Genomic DNA, 17,504 nt, shown 5'->3' on the forward strand with positions numbered 1-17,504 from the left:
CTTTGATGGCAAACTGTGACTAGGCAGTAGGCAAGGTAAATGGGCGCCTTAGCCGCTTTTTTTAATGAGTTTGATAAAAATTTCCTTGCCTGCGCGGGGCTTGATTGAATTATAACAAGGCGCCATGACATCAATGTCAAAATACGGTTCAAAAAGCGCGCGATACTCATCCATGCTGCCACCAAATGGCGGACCATTAGGCATCTCAATGCCAAACAGCAGCCCAACAAGCTTGCCTTTGGGCGCCAAAAGCTCGTACATTTGTTTGGCATATTCAGGGCGGCGACTGGGATCGATGGCACAAAAAAAGGTTTGCTCAATGATCAAATCGTATTGCCCTGTTGCTTCAAAAAAGTCTTGGTGCAATAAGTGCGCTGAATCAAAACCAGTATGGCGTTTGGCGAATTGTTCCAGTGGCAGGCTGGCAAAATCCAAAATAAACACCTTTTCAAACCCTTGCTCGTGCAGATACGCACCTTCGTGGGCATTGCCTGCGCCGGGGATGAGAATTTTGGCAGATTTATCGGTGAGCTGATCAAAATAAGCTTTTAGGGGCGTGGAGATATTTTTGGCATCCCAGCCGGTTTGATTAGCCAAATAGCGTGCTTCCCAGTACGCAGGATCATTTACCGCCGAAACAGTCATTAGCATCTTCCTGATGGATTTTTCATGTCGTTTTAAAAAATTTTAACATCTTTGAGGTATAAAATCTAGGCGACTTTTTATGGTTGATTAAAGCAATCCATAGAGATAAATTTCTTACAATTTTATTACGCAAGTGTAGTACAATAGTTCGGTTTGACGTTAAACTTGGCAATAAATCTGCCAAAGCGCAGTTTGGAGTGAGTATGAGCTGGTTCCCAAAATGGCAACCTTATACAGGTGATATCAACACACAGCCCGTCGCAACAAATGAGTATCTGCCAGTCGGGCAGAGTATTATGTTGGGCTTGCAGCATGTCTTGGCGATGTTTGGGGCGACGGTCCTTGCGCCTTTATTGATGGGCTTTGATGCCAATCTTGCGATTATGATGAGCGGGATTTGCACCATCTTATTTTTTATTATGACAGGTGGTAGAGTCCCCAGTTATTTGGGCTCAAGCTTTGCGTTTATTGGCGTAGTCGCGGCAGCCACAGCACACGCAACTGGCAGCGGCGCGAACCCCAATCTGTCGGTGGCATTGGGCGGTATCATTGCTTGCGGTATTTTATATGCTGCCATCGGTTTTGTGGTCATGGCGACAGGCACGCAGTGGATCGAAAAACTCATGCCGCCTGTGGTGACAGGTGCGGTGGTGATGATCATCGGTCTAAACCTAGCCCCCGTTACCGTGAGCGGTGTACAAGGCAAGCCCTTTGAGCTATGGATGGCGCTAATTACCGTCTTATGTATGGGCATGATTGCTGTTTTTGCGCGCGGGTTTTTACAGCGCCTGCTTTTATTGATTGGTCTTGTGATGGCGTATGTGATTTATGCAATCGCTGCCAATGTTTTAGGCTTGGGTGAGCCGATTAACTTTGCCCTGATCGCAGATGCGGCTTGGTTTGGAATGCCAAATTTTAGTAGCCCAACTTTTGATGTTAACGCTATGCTGATCATCGCACCTGTGGCATTCATCTTGGTGGCTGAAAACCTTGGGCACATCAAGGCTGTGGGTGCAATGACAGGCGAAAATCTGACGCCGCATCTTGGCAAGGCATTTGTCGCTGATGGTGTGGCGACGGCATTATCAGCAGGCGTGGGCGGTACAGGTATGACCACGTATGGCGAAAATATCGGTGTGATGGCGGTAACGCGCGTGTACTCGACGCTGATTTTTGTGATTGCAGGGGTCTTTGCGATGGTTTTGGGGTTCTCGCCAAAATTTGGTGCCATGATTCAGACCATTCCTGGTCCTGTTTTGACCGGAGCATCCATTGTGGTCTTTGGTTTGATCACCATTGCTGGCGCAAAGATTTGGATTGATAACAAAGTGAATTTTGCCAATAACAAAAACCTGATGGTCGCTGCCATCACGGTGATTTTGGGTACGGGTGATTTTGGCTTGATGATTGGCGAATTTAATTTGGGCGGGATTGGAACTGCGACTTTTGCTGCAATCATTTTGCACTGGTTTTTGAGTCTGAGAGAGCCAGATAATGGCAAATCACTGGTGTAAAAACGGTTACATCAAGTAAAATTTTCGTGATTTATGAGAAAATTTGTCATATAATCTATACAATTTGCCAAGTAAGGCAATTTAAAAGAGTGGTAATGAAACAAAGGATGGTGATTTCGCCATCCTTTTTTTGGATTGAAAAAATATGTACGATAATCCTATATCTTGTTTGGCTCAGCCTGGATTTGTTGATGGGCTGCATTGTGTTGTGACAACTGTGAGTGCGCCGCTTTGGGATGTGCTTATTTGGATGTTGATTGGCATTGGTTTGTTTTTTACGCTGTTTTCGGGCGTGGCGCAGTTTCGATTGTTTGGTCGTAGTATCAAATCTATGCTGGGCAGCCGCGCCAATCATGACGATGACGCGGGCATTTCAGGCTTTCAAGCGTTCGTGACAGGGCTTGCAAGCCGTGTAGGCGTGGGTAATGTCGCAGGCGTTGCGATCGCCATCAGCATCGGCGGTGCAGGGGCGGTGTTTTGGATGTGGCTGATTGCTTTGATCGGTATGTGTTCGGCATTGGCGGAGTCAAGCTTGGCGCAGCTATTTAAGGTGCGTGATGGTAGCACTGGTCAATTTCGCGGTGGACCGGCGTATTATATCGAGCAGGGGCTTGGTCAAAAGTGGCTGGGGCTTTTATTTGCGTCGGCGCTGATTGTGTGCTTTGGTTTTGTGTATCAGTCGATTCAATCAAACACCATTACGCTCGCCATGCAATCAGCTTCAGGCTGTGCCGCTGAAGATCCGACTTGCCAAAGTCAGTGGCAAATTTATAAACATATGGTTGGCGCGCTGTTGGTGGTTTTGACAGCACCGATCATTTTTGGCGGTATTCGCCGCGTCGCTAAGATTGCAGAAGTGGTCGTGCCGATCATGGCGCTGATCTATCTGCTGGTAGCCTTGGTGATCATTGTCATGAATATTGGTGCACTGCCATCAGTGATTGCGCTGATTTTTGAGCAGGCATTCGCCTTTGAGGCGGCAGGTGGTGGACTGTTTGGTTCGATGGTGTCTGTCGCCATGATGCAGGGCATTAAGCGCGGTTTGTATTCCAATGAAGCAGGTCAAGGCTCGGCACCCAATGCCGCTGCCGCTGCTAGCGTAAGACACCCTTTGGATCAGGGCATGATCCAGATGTTTGGGGTATTTGTGGATACTTTGATCGTCTGTTCATGCACAGCGTTTATCATTTTGCTGGCACAAATGCCTGAAAATGCAGCCAATTTATCTGGCATTCAGCTGACACAGGCAGCACTTGAAAGTCATGTGGGCAGCTGGGGTCAGTACTTCTTGGCGACGATTTTATTTATTTTTGCTTTTTCTACAATCATCGGTAACTATGCTTATGCTGAGTCAAATATGCAATTTTTGAAAAACAATACCACAGTTTTGACGCTGTTTCGCATGGCGGTATTGGGGTTTGTGTATTTTGGTGCGGTGGTGAAAGTCGATGTCGTTTGGGATATGGGTGATTTGACCATGGGGACGATGGCGTTTATTAACTTGATCGCCATTACGCTGCTTTCGCGATATGTGTTTGTGTTGATTCGTGATTATCAATCACAGCTAAAATCAGGCGTGGCGCATCCTGTATTTAAGCTGGATAACTACCCTGAACTCAAGCAAAAAGTAAAATCAGATATTTGGTAATTTAACCACCTAATAATAAAAATCCAGTTTAGATAAACTGGATTTTTATTATTAGGCTTCTCGTTTTTTCCAATAGGCAATGGCAGCATTTGAGCGCGTCGGTCTGCCAAGCCGCTCCATGATTGCTTTGCCTGCCTGCATGAGCGCCTCTTCGTCAATGCCTGTGTCATAACCCATGTGGGTGAGTAGATAATGCAAATCTTCGGTCGAAACATTACCCGAAGCGCCTTTGGCATAAGGGCAGCCGCCCAATCCAGCAATCGATGAGTCAAAGGTGCGAATGCTCATTTTAAGCGACGCATAAACATTGGCGATCGCCATCCCATACGTATTGTGAAAGTGCCCGGCCAACTGACCGGCGTCAAAGCGCTCAAGGCAGGCATCCCACACCGCCTCGACGCGGTCTGGTGTGGCTGTGCCAATCGTCTCGCCCAGTGAGACTTCATAGCAGCCCATATCCAGTAGCCGACCTGTCACCTCGGCGACAGCGCTTGGGTCGATCGCGCCTTCATAAGGGCAGTCGACCATGCATGACACATAGCCGCGCACCCGCACGCCGTCAGATTTGGCGCGGCTCATGATATCTTCAAAGCGCTCAAGGCTTTCGGCGATTGAGCAATTGATGTTTTTTTGGGTGAAAGTTTCGCTGGCTCCTGTAAAAATCGCCACCTCTTGGCAACCTACAGCGCGGGCAGCTTCATAGCCGCGTAAATTAGGCGTCAGCAGGCTAAAATTAATCCCGTCAGGTTTTGAGATTTTTTCATAAATCTCAGTGCTGCCCGCCATTTGTGGCACCCACTTTGGCGAAACACAAGAACCCACTTCAATATCTTTTAGACCAGTTTTGATCAAATTTTCAATCAAAGTGATCTTGTCTTGCATGTCAAGCACGACCGACTCATTTTGAAGTCCATCTCGTGCGCCAACCTCGACAATTCTGACAAAATTATCCATCCTCATACTCCTATCATGCTTTTTCAAAGGCGACCAATTCATCACCTGCTGCCAGTTGATCGCCTACCCCAAAGAATACTTCTTGGACGATGCCATCGGCAGGCGCTTTGATGGTGTAGGTGATTTTCATGGCTTCAAGGGTGAGTAGGGTTTCATCTTTTTTGACGCTTTGACCCTTTTCAACCATGACAGCAGTCACCATGCCTGGCATCATTGCTTTTAAGCCGCCTGCCGCATCGGCGTCATCATCTGCACCATAATTGACGGCTTTTGGTGCAAACACAAAGGCATTGGCGCGACGAAATAAGGTCAAATTGCCCTTATGGTGCGTGGTGTCATGATAAAATGTTACGATTTGACGCTTGCCATCGATGATGATTTCAGCGCTTGTATTTGATAGCAGCGTGGCGTCAAGATGGATAGTTTCGCCATTAACATGCACTTCATAATCATCGCCTGCATGTCTCATTTCAATCACTAATGACTGATCGGCATGTTCAAACTCTACAGTTTGCGTCATGGCGATATTTGAGCGCCAAAGTGGGCGGTCATGCCATGGGCTTTTGCTTTGATCAAGCTGCAACAAAAAGCTGATGACGGCTGCCATTGCCACTTCTTCGCTGCGCACTTCATCACGCGTGAGCAGTTCGCTTTCGTTTTTGGCGATCAATCCTGTGTCAAGCGTCGCGCTGCTAAACGCTTCTGAGCGCACAATACGATCAAGAAACGCGATATTATTTCCCAAACCGCCGACATGAAAGTCATTCAAGGCATGATGCATCTGCACCAAGCACTGAGTGCGGTCATCGCCATAAGTGATCAGCTTGGCAATCATCGGATCATAAAATGTGCTGATCTCATCACCTTCGATGACACCACTGTCCACACGAACACGCGCGTTTAGGGCAGGGGGTGATAAATGGGTGATTTTGCCGATGGCAGGCAGGTAGCCATCTTCAGGAATCTCAGCATAAATACGCGCTTCCATCGCATGACCTTGGCAGGTGATTTGATCTTGAGATTTTGGTAAAGGCTCTCCTGACGCGACTCGCAATTGCCACTCAACCAAATCCACACCAGTCACCATCTCTGTCACAGGATGCTCAACTTGCAGGCGGGTATTCATCTCCATAAAATAGGCAGTGCCGTCTTGCTCTACAATAAACTCCACCGTACCTGCGCCAACATAATTGACCGCGCGCGCTGCATCGATGGCAGCTTGTCGCATGATGGCAAGCTTATCTTCTGAGATATTGGGGGCAGGGGCTTCTTCGATGACTTTTTGGTGGCGGCGCTGCACTGAGCAGTCGCGCTCATACAGATGTACATAATTGCCATGCGTATCACCAAAAACCTGAACTTCGACATGACGCGGATTGATGACATAGCGCTCAATCAGCACATCGGTATTGCCAAAGCTTGACTTAGCTTCGGCGCGGCATGAGTCAAGCAGCTCAGCAAAATCTTCTGATTTTTCGACCAGGCGCATACCTTTACCGCCGCCGCCTGCACTGGCTTTAATAAGCAGTGGATAGCCGATGGTATCTGCTTGCTGTTTTAGAAAGTCAGCATCTTGATTGGTGCCATGATAGCCTGGCGTCAGCGGCACACCTGCTTTTTCCATCAAGGCTTTTGAAGTTGCTTTTAGCCCCATATCCAAGATGGCAGATACTGGCGGACCGATGAACACGATGCCGTTATCAGCACACGCTTGGGCAAATTGATCATTTTCGGACAAAAAACCATAGCCAGGGTGAATCGCCTGAGCGCCTGTGGCTTTGGCGGCGTTGATGATCTTATCAATCTGAAGATAGCTTTGGGCAGGTGGGCTGGCACCGATATATACAGCTTCATCGGCTTGTTTGACGTGTTGGGCGTTTTTATCGGCATCGGAATAGACTGCCACGGTTGAGATGCCCAGTTTTTTTGCGGTAGCGATCACACGGCAGCCAATTTCCCCACGGTTAGCGATCAGTATCTTGGTAAACATAATTAAAATCCTTCTAAAAATTGATGCGGCATGAATTATTTGGCAATCCAAGCAGGCGAGCGTTTATTTAAAAAAGCTTGCAGACCTTCTTTGGCTTCGATGCCTTGGCGGATGTTGGCAATGTGTTTGGCGGTCTCAGTGAGCAGCGCCTCATCCACTGCCTTTTTGGCAACCATATCAATCAGTGTCTTGGAATCGGCTTGAGCGTTAGGCGCGCCTTGCAAAATGGCTTGGATGATCTTATCAACGGTGGCATCCAGCTCATCAGGCGCACAAACTTCATGCGCAAGTCCGATGTGATAAGCGGTTTGGGCGTCGATGCGCTCAGCGGTCAAAAAGTATCGGCGCGCCTGTCTTTCGCCGAGGGCACGAATGACATAGGGACTGATGGTGGAAGGTGCAAGACCTAAGCGAACCTCGCTGGTGGCAAACTTAGCTTCAGTACTTGCGATGCAGATATCACAGGTGCTGGCAAGACCCATGCCGCCGCCGAGCGCTGCGCCATGCACGCGTGCAATCGTCGGTTTAGGCAGGGTGGCTAAGGTTTGTAGCATTTTTGCCAAGCGTTCAGCGTCCGCGATATTTTCATCCAAATCAGCCTCGCCTGCTTTTTTCATCCAGTTAAGATCTGCGCCTGCTGAAAAGCTCTTGCCGCGACCAGCCAGCATCACCACACGCACCTCATCATCCGCGCCCAAATCCTCAAATGCGCGTTGTAGCTCGCTGATTACCCCTTCATTAAAAGCATTATGCACCTCGGGACGATTGAGCCAAACGGTCGCAACTTGATTTGTTTTTTCAATGTGTAAATACTCGTATGACATGATAAATCCTTTTATATTATTCAAAATCACATTCTAAAGACGCCAAACTTCGTCTCTTCGGTCGGTGCATTCATGGCTGCCATGAGCGATAAAGCAAGCACGCGCCGCGAATCGGCAGGATCGATGACACCATCGTCCCAAAGTCTGGCTGAGGCATAATAAGGATGACCTTGGCGCTCATATTGTGCGCGGATGGGTTCTTTGAAAGTCTCTTCTTCTTCCATAGACCAGCTGCCGCCCTTAGCTTCTATTTGTTCGCGGCGAATCGTGGAGAGTACACTGGCAGCCTGCTCACCGCCCATGACCGAAATCCGCGAATTTGGCCAAGTCCACATAAAACGCGGCGAATAAGCGCGTCCGCACATGCCATAGTTGCCTGCCCCAAACGAGCCGCCGACCACGAGCGTGATTTTGGGCACTTTGGCATTGGCGACCGCCATCACCAGCTTGGCACCATGCTTGGCGATACCTTCATTTTCGTACTGGCGTCCGACCATAAAGCCTGTGATATTTTGAAGGAAAATCAATGGAATGTTTCGTTGGCAACAAAGCTCAATAAAATGCGCGCCTTTTTGGGCGGATTCTGAAAATAAAATCCCATTATTGGCAATGATGCCAACATTCATGCCATAGATTTTGGCAAAGCCTGTGATGAGCGTCGTGCCAAATCGTGCTTTAAACTCATGAAATTCAGAGCCATCTACCAAGCGAGCGATGATTTGTTTGATGTTAAAAGGCTGGCGGCTGTCTGTTGGGATCACGCCGTACAGCTCTTTGGCATCATATAAAGGTTCGGCAAAGTCGGTGGGCAGTTTTTGCTTATCTTTACCCAGATTGGCGACGATGTCTCTGGCGATGCTGATGGCGTGCTCATCATTATCCGCCAAATAGTCTGCCACCCCTGACAAGCGCGTATGCACATCACCGCCGCCTAAGTCTTCGCTTGAGACCACTTCACCTGTGGCTGCCTTGACTAGCGGTGGACCACCCAAAAAGATCGTCCCTTGGTTGCGCACGATGATCGTCTCATCACTCATGGCAGGTACATAAGCGCCGCCCGCTGTACAGCTGCCCATGACGACCGCGATTTGGGGAATACCCATGGCTGACATGGTGGCTTGATTATAAAAAATGCGTCCAAAATGCTCTTTATCAGGGAAAACTTGATCTTGTAAGGGTAAAAAAGCACCCCCAGAATCCACCATATAAATACAGGGCAGATGATTTTCGCGTGCGATTTCTTGGGCGCGCAGATGTTTTTTGATGGTCAAAGGATAATAGGTGCCGCCCTTGACCGTTGCGTCGTTTGCCACGATCATACAAGCGATGCCGTTGACCAAGCCCACGCCTGCGACCATGCTTGCTGATGGGATGTCATCTTCATAGACGCCCAAGGCAGCCAATTGACCAATTTCTAAAAAAGCGGTGCCTGTATCGATGAGTCTGTCAATGCGTGTGCGAGCCAATAATTTACCGCGCTCAAGATGTTTTTGGCGCGCTGATTCTGAACCGCCCAAACTGACTTTGCCTGAAACTTGCTTTAAATCATCCACCAGCGCCTGCATCTGAGCAAAATTTTGCTGATAAGATTCGCTGCGCGTGTTGAGTTGATTGCTGATGATGTTCATAAATCTCCCTTTTATATAGCAATGCTTTCGACGACGTTTAAATGATGGTTGGCTATTGTAAAATATGTCTTTTAAATCTGTCCTTTAAAGGCTGATAAAAGTGGTTTTGCTTAAGTCATTTTGAAGTAAGCAAAACCAGCTTAAGCAGACCTTATGCCGTTTCGCTAAATAGCTCACGACCGATCAGCATACGGCGAATCTCAGAGGTGCCCGCGCCGATTTCGTACAGCTTGGCATCGCGCCATAGACGACCTGTCGGGAATTCGTTGATGTAGCCATTGCCGCCCAAAATTTGAATGGCTTCACCTGCCATCCAAGTGGCTTTTTCGGCAGCATATAAAATGGCGCTGGCAGCATCTTTACGCAAGCTGCGGTCATGATCAAGCTTATCGCACGCTTGACCCACGGCATACACCAAAGCCTTACACGCAAGATGGGTTGAGTACATATCAGCAATCTTACCTTGGATCAGCTGAAACTCACCGATAGATTGCCCAAACTGCTTGCGCTCGTGGATATAAGGAATCACCACATCCATACACGCATCCATGATGCCCAATGGACCTGCCGACAACACAGCACGCTCATAGTCCAAGCCGCTCATCAGTACTTTGACACCATTACCGACGCCGCCTAAGACATTTTCTTTGGGCACTTGAACATTATCAAAGAAAATCGGATAAGTGTTTGAGCCGCGCATACCAAGCTTATCTAAGTGCGTACCGTGGCTAAATCCTGCCATGTCTTTTTCGATCAAAAATGCGGTGATACCCTTAGGACCTGCATTGATATCAGTTTTGGCATAGACCACCAAGACATCAGCATCACCACCGTTGGTGATCCACATTTTTGAGCCATTAAGCACATAATGATCGCCTTTGTCTTCGGCTTTTAGCTTCATGCTTACCACATCTGAGCCGGCATTAGGTTCACTCATGGCAAGCGCACCCACATAGTCGCCACTGATCAGTTTTGGTAGATATTTTTGACGCTGCTCATCATTACCATTACGGAAAATTTGGTTAACACATAAATTCGAGTGCGCACCATAAGACAGACCGACCGCCGCCGAAGCACGAGAGATCTCTTGCATGACGATCATGTGCGCCAAGTAGCCCATATTCACGCCGCCGTATTCTTCAGAAACAGTCATGCCAAGCAAGCCCATGTCGCCAAGTTTTTTCCAAAGGTGGGCAGGGAAATGGTTTTCTTTGTCAATCTCTTCGGCAAGGGGGGCGATCTCTTTTTGACAAAATGCACGCACCGCATCTTGAAGTGCGACCAAAGTATCATCCAATCCAAAATCTAAGGTTTTGTAGCTCATCGTAATTCCTTTTTCAAACGTTTGTAGATCATGCTTGGCACATACAATCAATTCAATTTCATTGGCTTGATGATCTGATATATGCCCCATCAGTGATGAATTTTGGGCGGTGCATAAAGATGGCGCATTATTAGTATGTTTGGCATACATAACTTGCGATTTATGCGATAATATACCCATCCAAGCGACCCATTTTTGGGTGGCTTGTGAGTATCATACACCCTTTTTTGAAAAAAGTGAATAAAAATTCAAAAAATGGTTTACAAGTCATTTTAAAGTGGTACAATGAATCATGACCTACAAAAGATCTGAGCTGATGCAGCACCGCATCGAGCAAAATAAAAAAGCCATTTTTGGGGCAGCCAAACAACTGATCGGCGAAGGTGGTTTTAAGAACGCCCAAATTACGACCATTGCAGAGACTGCTGGCGTCTCCAATGGTTTGCTTTATCGCTATTTTAAGAACAAAAGCCAGCTGATGATTAATGTGCTTAATGAAGTTGCCAGCATAGAGGTTCAGATCTTAAACGACATCGCCGACAGCGATTTGGCGGTGGCAGATAAGCTACATAATGCAGTGCGCGTGTTTGTCAAGCGTGCGCTCAATGATCCGCACATGGCGTATTCGTTGATGCTTGAGCCTGTGGATGATGCCGAATTTATCCAAGCTCGCATGGTCGTCAAAGCCAATATCGCAAAACCGATTGAGCGCATTTTACACGAAGGCAAGCGTGCAGGCGTGTTTATGGTCAATGACATTAAAATTGGGGCGCTGTGTATTGTTGGCGCGATGACGTATTCAGTGATTGAGCCATTAAACGCCAATCAAAATAGCTCGCTTGATACCCCTAATATTACTCAAAATCCAGAAGGGTATCGAGCGTATTTTAGCCAAGAAGTTGCTGATTTTTGTTTGAGTTCAGCGAAGGTTTTGGTCACCTAAAACCGACTTTTTTAGCAGTATCAAGGAAGTGCTGAGCCGATCAAAATCGGTCAATAGAGTCAAAGGAGTGTGATTCATGCAAAGATTTAAATCCAGCTATTTGTCAGGCACCAGCAGCCAGCCGCTGATCGGTCAGACCATCGGCGCGGTTTTTGATGATGCTTGCCAGCGCTATGCTTATAAAGAAGCACTGATCAGCTGCCATCAAAACAAGCGCCTGTCTTATCATGAGCTTCAAGAAAAAGTGGATGCGCTGGCGTGCCAACTGCTTGAGCTTGGGCTTAAAAAAGGCGAGCGTTTGGGCATCTGGTCGCCGAACTGCTGGGAGTGGACGGTGGCACAGTTCGCCGCCTTTAAAACTGGCATTATTTTGGTGAATTTAAACCCTTCTTACAAATCTACCGAGCTGATCGAATATGTGCTGAACAAGGTCGGCTGTGAAGGTTTGATCATCGCAGATGCCTTTAAGACCACAGATTATGAAAAACTGCTTGGCGAGATTGCACCTGAAATCTATGAGCAGACCAATAAGTCTTTGGAATGTGCACGCCTACCTAAGCTTAAGACAGTCATTAAGCTGTCAGAAAATCCTTTACCAAGCTGCTATTCGTTTTATGATTTGCTAGATACGCCGACGCGCGAGCAGATCAATGAGCTGCATATGCTGACCAACTCACTGCAATTTGACGAAGTCATCAACATTCAGTTCACCTCAGGCACTACAGGTAATCCCAAAGGCACCATGCTCACCCATCATAATATCCTAAATAATGGCTATTTTGTGGGCGAAGGCATCCGCATGACTGAAGATGATAAAATCTGTATCGCGGTACCACTATTTCACTGCTTTGGTATGGTGATGGGAAATTTGGCGGCGGTTTCGCATGGGGCGACCATGGTATATCCAAGCTCGGTCTTCAACCCTCAAGACACCTTAAAAGCCATTGAAAATGAAGGCTGTACAGCGGCGTATGGCGTACCGACCATCTTTATTAATATGCTTGAGCAAGAAAATTTTGATCAGTTTGATTTATCGACCTTGCGTACAGGCATCATGGCAGGCTCACCGTGCCCTAAAGAAATCATGACCCGCGTCATGGAGCGTATGCACATGAGCGAGATTACCATTTGCTATGGCATGACCGAGACATCGCCTGTCAGCCTACAAAGCCGAGTGGACGATCCGATTGATAAGCGCGTCAGTACTGTGGGTCACATCCATCCGCATGTTGAGATTAAGATTGTTGATGAAAATGGCAGTATCGTCCCTGTGGGTGCGTTGGGCGAGATTTGTGTGCGCGGCTATTCGGTGATGGCAGGCTACTGGGATGAACCCGAAAAAACGCGCGAAGTCATTGATAATCATGGCTGGATGCACACAGGCGATATCGGTAAAGTCGATGACGATGGCTATGTACAAATCAAAGGTCGCATCAAAGACATCGTGATCCGCGGCGGTGAAAATTTATTCCCCAAAGAGATTGAAGACTTTTTATACAAGCATCCTGCGGTTGGTGAAGTGCAAGTCGTGGGCGTGCCAGACCCTAAATATGGCGAAGAGCTGTGCGCTTGTATTATCCTAAATGAACACGCCACCTGTGACAGCGACACGATCCGCGCATTTTGTAAAGACAAAATTTCGCACAACAAAATCCCGCGCTATGTGCAATTTGTCACCGAGTTCCCGATGACCGCCTCTGGCAAAATCCAAAAATTCAAACTCAGAGAGCAGATGTGTGAAGTGTTGAATCTGTGCACAGATTCTGATTACGAATAATTCATATTAAGTCAAACTCAGCCATATCAAGGCGCTGCTTTGATGGCTGAGTGTTTTATCACTCAATAGGAAGATGTTGTGACCGAAAGTTATTACACCCTAAAATCCCGCCAAATCACTGATGATAAAGTGGTGGCGCACTATGATTGCCATATCCATGCCCAAGGCGCTTGGAACCCAAATGAGCAGCATATGGCGCCTGCCACAGGGCTTTTGACGACCGAGCTTGAAGCGTTCATGCCTAGGCAGGACATGCGCATTGTGCGTATCAGCCTTGATATTTTTGGCATCATCCATTTTGGTGAATTTACCATCACCACCAAAGTCATTCGCCCTGGGCGTACCATTGAATTGATCGAATCGACCTTGCATACACCAGACAAAGTCTGTATCGTCGCTCGAGCATGGCGCTTACAGACTCGTGATACCAAGGCGGTTGCAGGGCTTGAAGATGCTGATATCTTAAAGCCTAATGAGCTGCCTGATTGGGATGGTATGCGCCGCTGGGGTGGGGGGTATATCAATACGATCTATACCAAAGCCGATCCTAATAATCGTAGCGGTCAAGGGATCGTGTGGATCAATACTGATGTGGAGCTGGTCAGTGATCAAGGTCAAGTACTGCCAACTTCAGATTTTGCCCACCTGATGGGTCTGGTTGACACCGCCAACGGCATTGCGCCCAAAATTTATCAGCCTGATAGCATTGAGTGGGTATTTCCCAATGTGGATTTGCAGATTCATTTGCTCAGAGCCCCTGTGGGGAGATGGCTTGGGCTTGAGAGCACGCAGCAGATCAGTGAAGATGGCGTAGGTCTTACCAGTAGTGTATTACATGATGAAAAAGGGGTATTTGGTCACAGCGAACAAATATTAACGGTACGGCAATTGGTAAAATAAATCGCCAAATTGCCTGACGCATTTATTTATGGAAAATCGTCACATGGACAAGGAGAGATGTGTATGACGAATGTCAGTTATCAGGCGCAAGAGGTCGATCACGCGGACACGGTTAATGTCAATGACGTGATTGATAACGCAACGTTTAAGCCATTTCATTGGCAAGTGCTGTTTTGGTGTTTATTGGTCATTATTTTTGATGGCTATGATTTGGTGATCTATGGGGTGGCGTTGCCATTATTGATGGAGCAGTGGTCGCTCACTCCCACTGAAGCAGGTATGCTGGCAAGTTCGGCATTGGCAGGGATGATGTTTGGTGCGATGTTCTTTGGTACTTTGGCTGACCGCATCGGACGCAAAAAAGTCATCATGACCTGTACGGCATTTTTTAGTGGATTTACTTTTTTGGGTGCATTTGCACCGTCGCCGATTGAGTTTGCGATTTTAAGATTTTTGGCAGGCTTGGGCATTGGCGGTGTGATGCCAAACTTGGTCGCCTTGACCTCAGAGTATGCTCCCAAAAAATCGCGTGCTACCATGGTTTCGATCATGTTCAGTGGCTATGCTGTTGGCGGTATCATCTCGGCATTATTAGGCTCTTTTTTGGTCAAGGACTATGGCTGGGAGATCATGTTCTATCTGGCAGGCATTCCGCTCGTGGGCTTTCCGATCATTTGGAGATATTTGCCAGAGTCGCTAACTTACTTGGTAAAAGATAACCAGATGGGCAGAGCACGCCATATCGTGAAAAAGCTGGCACCCAATGTACCGATCACGGACAACACTCAGCTTGTTCTAAATGAAGCTGCGCCTGTCACCAAAGGGTCGGGCAGTCAATCGTCATTCAAAATGCTATTCACTGAAGGTCGTGCGTTTGGGACATTCATGTTTTGGATTGCGTTTTTTATGTGCTTGCTCATGACCTATACTTTGTCAAGCTGGCTACCAAAACTGATGTTATCGGCAGGCTATTCATTGGGTGCAAGTATTTTGTTCTTGTTTGCTTTGAATGTCGGCGCGATGATCGGCGCGATTGGCGGTGGTATTTTGGCTGATAAATTCCACTTAAAGCCTGTCATCGTGACCATGTGTGCCTTGGCTGCGCTTTCTATCTCAGCATTGGCGATCAACTCACCTCCGATCATTCTATACTCTTTGGTGGCTGTAGCAGGCGCGACGACGATTGGTACTTCCATTTTGTTATATAGCTACTTGGCGCAGTTTTATCCGCTCAATATTCGCACGACAGGGATTGGGTGTGCTTCAGCGGTGAGCCGCATCGGTGCTATTGTTGGTCCGATTCTCACAGGTATGCTATTGGCGATGAATTTGCCTCATGCGTACAACTTCTTGGCAATCGGTATTCCTGCTTTGATCGCTACCTTGGCGATGGCAGTCCTAAAACGCGCTTAATCAGATCGTCAAAAAACACTCCAAAGATCGATTTTGGGGTGTTTTTTTTTATGTCTTTTTAAGTGTTTTAGGGATTTTATTGTTGAATACGAGCCCAAAGCATTCTTAGCTTCAGTGACCAAAGCGGTGCGATACCTGTAAACCGCTGTACAGGTTTACCTTGGCTGATAATGACAAATGAAGGTGTCACTTGACCTTGCCACCTTTTAAAGATCTTGCCGTCATCATCATTCATCGTGGCAAAATCATAGCCCTTAGCATGCATATGCTGCTTGATCGTCTGATCACTGCCTGATGAGATGGCAACAGAAATGACAGCATATCCTTCATCCTTGAGCGCTTGGATGCTTGGGCTGGTCAGGCTACAAATACCGCACCACGTCCCCCAAAAATATACCAAAACTGGCGTATCAAAACTTTGTGTCATCACATCCATAGCTTGATCTTGCTCAATAAAAGTAGCATTGAGCTGCAGATGATCAGAGCTGGGCACATCAGGTGCTCGCCACGCATTGACTGCGGTATATAGGATAATAAAAATCAGCAAATAGCCAAGGGTTGTGCGTAATAATTTGAATGGCTTCATCAAATCACTGAAAATAAAAACACCCATGTTTTAGGCATGAGTGTTAGGTGAATTAGCGCTCTAAATACTGAATCTTACCTTCAACGCCGTCCCATTTTTCGTAATCGGGTAGGGCGTCTTTTTTCTCAGTGATGTTTGGCCAAACCGCAGACAGCTCTTCGTTGAGCTTCAAGAACTCTTCTTGACCTGCTGGAATCTCGTCTTCAGAGAAAATGGCATTGGCAGGACATTCAGGCTCGCATAAGGCGCAATCGATACACTCATCAGGATTGATGACCAAAAAGTTGGGACCCTCATAAAAACAATCAACAGGGCAAACTTCAACACAGTCGGTGTATTTACAGCGGATACAGTTATCAGTTACAACAAAAGTCATGTTCTTACCTTAGCGATTGGCTGGGGCGGGGAGTGATTACCCGTCAATGAAAAGTCAACATGGGCAGATGCCCAAAACCTGTGCTATTTTAGCTTGTTTGTGAAATTTTCTCAAACAAAAGTCATGCATTTATTATGCCAAAAGTGAAAAAAGATGCCTAAAAATCGCAAAAGCCCTGAGCAATCGCAAATGAAAATCGCTCAGGGATTAAGTTCGCTCAAAGAATCAAATTTTAAAGCTCTTAATGGCTGATTTTAGTGATTAGAAACGCTTTGACGCTGAGATTGTTTGGCAATTTTATAGCACTCTTCGATATGATCAAAAGCAATTTTCTTAAAAATCATATAGCCCAAAGTTGCTGCAACCATCGAGCCGCCCAATGGGATAAACTTACTGACTTGCTTGCCGATAAAGCGTCCGCCAAAGCCTTGAACCGTCTTATTCACAACGCCGCGCGCCGCCACTAAGCCACCGACAGCAATAATGCGATCTTTGATGTTTTGTTTGCGTGCTTCTTCGGTTGAGGCATCCAGATTAGCTTTGTCTTTTAAGCCAAAGCGTGCAGTAATCTCAGGCAATAGCTTGGTCAACATCGCCACGTCGACAGCCACATCTAAAAATGGCAAAGGAATCACCGCCACGCCTGCTGAGATTTTGGCGCGAGACTTGACCATAGCTTGGCATTCGGCGCGGATTTGTTCAAGATTTAGGCTAGGGTCAATGCGAGTGGCAGTAGGCTGACTGACAGAAGTTGGCATAATTATTTCCTTTTTTCAATTAAATTTAATTAAATGTACTGATTAAATTATCACCTGCAACCATGAATCACAGCAAATAATTCATAAAAATGCTAAAGATCAATCTGACTGCCTGACACTAAATAATTATCATAAATAATCAAGCCTAGTCGGCGATCTTTGAGCATTTCATACTATAATTAATATTTTACGGTGATTATGAAAAGTTACAAGTAATTTTTGTG

Annotated in this window: 15 protein-coding genes; 6 read left to right on the plus strand and 9 right to left on the minus strand. The window is 46.8% G+C overall.

What is annotated here, in order from left to right:
• Positions 1–48: 48 nt before the first annotated feature.
• Positions 49–645, minus strand: a complete 597-nt coding sequence (locus U0021_RS07570) for a class I SAM-dependent methyltransferase (RefSeq protein ID WP_114801190.1) — start codon at positions 643–645, stop codon at positions 49–51.
• 203 nt (positions 646–848) lie between these two features.
• Between U0021_RS07570 and U0021_RS07575 the strand changes: the two genes are divergently transcribed.
• On the plus strand, positions 849–2,159 hold the full coding sequence (locus U0021_RS07575) for a solute carrier family 23 protein (protein WP_114801189.1): 1,311 nt from the start codon (positions 849–851) through the stop codon (positions 2,157–2,159).
• Between the two features lie 145 nt (positions 2,160–2,304).
• A complete protein-coding gene (locus U0021_RS07580; protein WP_114801188.1) occupies positions 2,305–3,807 on the plus strand; it encodes an alanine/glycine:cation symporter family protein in 1,503 nt (500 codons plus the stop codon).
• 51 nt (positions 3,808–3,858) lie between these two features.
• Here the strand turns inward: U0021_RS07580 and U0021_RS07585 are convergent, their stop codons facing one another.
• The 5 genes from U0021_RS07585 to U0021_RS07605 form a co-directional block, all read right to left on the minus strand.
• Positions 3,859–4,761 (minus strand): hydroxymethylglutaryl-CoA lyase, encoded by a 903-nt coding sequence (locus U0021_RS07585; RefSeq protein ID WP_114801187.1) that lies wholly within the window; start codon positions 4,759–4,761, stop codon positions 3,859–3,861.
• Positions 4,762–4,774: 13 nt separating this feature from the next.
• The gene (locus U0021_RS07590) at positions 4,775–6,751 is read right to left on the minus strand and encodes an acetyl/propionyl/methylcrotonyl-CoA carboxylase subunit alpha (protein WP_114801186.1); all 1,977 of its coding nucleotides are present in this window, start codon (positions 6,749–6,751) and stop codon (positions 4,775–4,777) included.
• 35 nt (positions 6,752–6,786) lie between these two features.
• The gene (locus U0021_RS07595) at positions 6,787–7,575 is read right to left on the minus strand and encodes an enoyl-CoA hydratase/isomerase family protein (protein ID WP_327037439.1); all 789 of its coding nucleotides are present in this window, start codon (positions 7,573–7,575) and stop codon (positions 6,787–6,789) included.
• Between the two features lie 26 nt (positions 7,576–7,601).
• Entirely contained in the window at positions 7,602–9,203 is a 1,602-nt protein-coding gene (locus U0021_RS07600) for a carboxyl transferase domain-containing protein (RefSeq protein WP_114801218.1), read from the minus strand.
• 151 nt (positions 9,204–9,354) lie between these two features.
• Positions 9,355–10,527 (minus strand): isovaleryl-CoA dehydrogenase, encoded by a 1,173-nt coding sequence (locus U0021_RS07605; protein WP_064620927.1) that lies wholly within the window; start codon positions 10,525–10,527, stop codon positions 9,355–9,357.
• A gap of 292 nt (positions 10,528–10,819) precedes the next feature.
• On the opposite strand from U0021_RS07605, the gene U0021_RS07610 reads away from it, so the two are divergent.
• The 4 genes from U0021_RS07610 to U0021_RS07625 all read left to right on the plus strand — a co-directional run bounded on the left by U0021_RS07610 (position 10,820) and on the right by U0021_RS07625 (position 15,560).
• Entirely contained in the window at positions 10,820–11,470 is a 651-nt protein-coding gene (locus U0021_RS07610) for a TetR/AcrR family transcriptional regulator (RefSeq protein ID WP_049236415.1), read from the plus strand.
• A 76-nt stretch (positions 11,471–11,546) separates the two neighbouring features.
• Positions 11,547–13,247, plus strand: a complete 1,701-nt coding sequence (locus U0021_RS07615; protein ID WP_327037440.1) for an AMP-binding protein — start codon at positions 11,547–11,549, stop codon at positions 13,245–13,247.
• Between the two features lie 78 nt (positions 13,248–13,325).
• Positions 13,326–14,147 carry a thioesterase family protein gene (locus tag U0021_RS07620; protein ID WP_114800337.1) on the plus strand — a complete coding sequence of 274 codons (822 nt, stop codon included), beginning with the start codon at positions 13,326–13,328 and terminating at the stop codon, positions 14,145–14,147.
• 63 nt (positions 14,148–14,210) lie between these two features.
• A complete protein-coding gene (locus U0021_RS07625) occupies positions 14,211–15,560 on the plus strand; it encodes an MFS transporter (RefSeq protein WP_114800336.1) in 1,350 nt (449 codons plus the stop codon).
• 76 nt (positions 15,561–15,636) lie between these two features.
• Here the strand turns inward: U0021_RS07625 and U0021_RS07630 are convergent, their stop codons facing one another.
• The 3 genes from U0021_RS07630 to U0021_RS07640 form a co-directional block, all read right to left on the minus strand.
• A complete protein-coding gene (locus U0021_RS07630; protein WP_162816803.1) occupies positions 15,637–16,146 on the minus strand; it encodes a protein disulfide oxidoreductase in 510 nt (169 codons plus the stop codon).
• A gap of 52 nt (positions 16,147–16,198) precedes the next feature.
• A complete protein-coding gene (gene fdxA, locus U0021_RS07635; protein WP_049236408.1) occupies positions 16,199–16,522 on the minus strand; it encodes a ferredoxin FdxA in 324 nt (107 codons plus the stop codon).
• 254 nt (positions 16,523–16,776) lie between these two features.
• The gene (locus U0021_RS07640) at positions 16,777–17,280 is read right to left on the minus strand and encodes a hypothetical protein (RefSeq protein WP_078255238.1); all 504 of its coding nucleotides are present in this window, start codon (positions 17,278–17,280) and stop codon (positions 16,777–16,779) included.
• Positions 17,281–17,504: the final 224 nt, after the last annotated feature.

Source organism: Moraxella canis (assembly GCF_034424565.1).
Lineage (GTDB): Bacteria > Pseudomonadota > Gammaproteobacteria > Pseudomonadales > Moraxellaceae > Moraxella > Moraxella canis.

What these genes read in the sequence shown, in the direction of transcription:
- U0021_RS07625 (WP_114800336.1), top strand. Translation starts at nt 14,211, where the DNA reads ATGACGAATGTCAGTTATCAGGCGCAAGAGGTCGATCACGCGGACACG.
- U0021_RS07580 (WP_114801188.1), top strand. Translation starts at nt 2,305, where the DNA reads ATGTACGATAATCCTATATCTTGTTTGGCTCAGCCTGGATTTGTTGAT.
- U0021_RS07640 (WP_078255238.1), bottom strand. Translation starts at nt 17,280, where the DNA reads ATGCCAACTTCTGTCAGTCAGCCTACTGCCACTCGCATTGACCCTAGC.
- U0021_RS07575 (WP_114801189.1), top strand. Translation starts at nt 849, where the DNA reads ATGAGCTGGTTCCCAAAATGGCAACCTTATACAGGTGATATCAACACA.
- fdxA (WP_049236408.1), bottom strand. Translation starts at nt 16,522, where the DNA reads ATGACTTTTGTTGTAACTGATAACTGTATCCGCTGTAAATACACCGAC.
- U0021_RS07605 (WP_064620927.1), bottom strand. Translation starts at nt 10,527, where the DNA reads ATGAGCTACAAAACCTTAGATTTTGGATTGGATGATACTTTGGTCGCA.
- U0021_RS07600 (WP_114801218.1), bottom strand. Translation starts at nt 9,203, where the DNA reads ATGAACATCATCAGCAATCAACTCAACACGCGCAGCGAATCTTATCAG.
- U0021_RS07630 (WP_162816803.1), bottom strand. Translation starts at nt 16,146, where the DNA reads ATGAAGCCATTCAAATTATTACGCACAACCCTTGGCTATTTGCTGATT.
- U0021_RS07570 (WP_114801190.1), bottom strand. Translation starts at nt 645, where the DNA reads ATGACTGTTTCGGCGGTAAATGATCCTGCGTACTGGGAAGCACGCTAT.
- U0021_RS07615 (WP_327037440.1), top strand. Translation starts at nt 11,547, where the DNA reads ATGCAAAGATTTAAATCCAGCTATTTGTCAGGCACCAGCAGCCAGCCG.
- U0021_RS07585 (WP_114801187.1), bottom strand. Translation starts at nt 4,761, where the DNA reads ATGGATAATTTTGTCAGAATTGTCGAGGTTGGCGCACGAGATGGACTT.
- U0021_RS07610 (WP_049236415.1), top strand. Translation starts at nt 10,820, where the DNA reads ATGACCTACAAAAGATCTGAGCTGATGCAGCACCGCATCGAGCAAAAT.
- U0021_RS07590 (WP_114801186.1), bottom strand. Translation starts at nt 6,751, where the DNA reads ATGTTTACCAAGATACTGATCGCTAACCGTGGGGAAATTGGCTGCCGT.
- U0021_RS07595 (WP_327037439.1), bottom strand. Translation starts at nt 7,575, where the DNA reads ATGTCATACGAGTATTTACACATTGAAAAAACAAATCAAGTTGCGACC.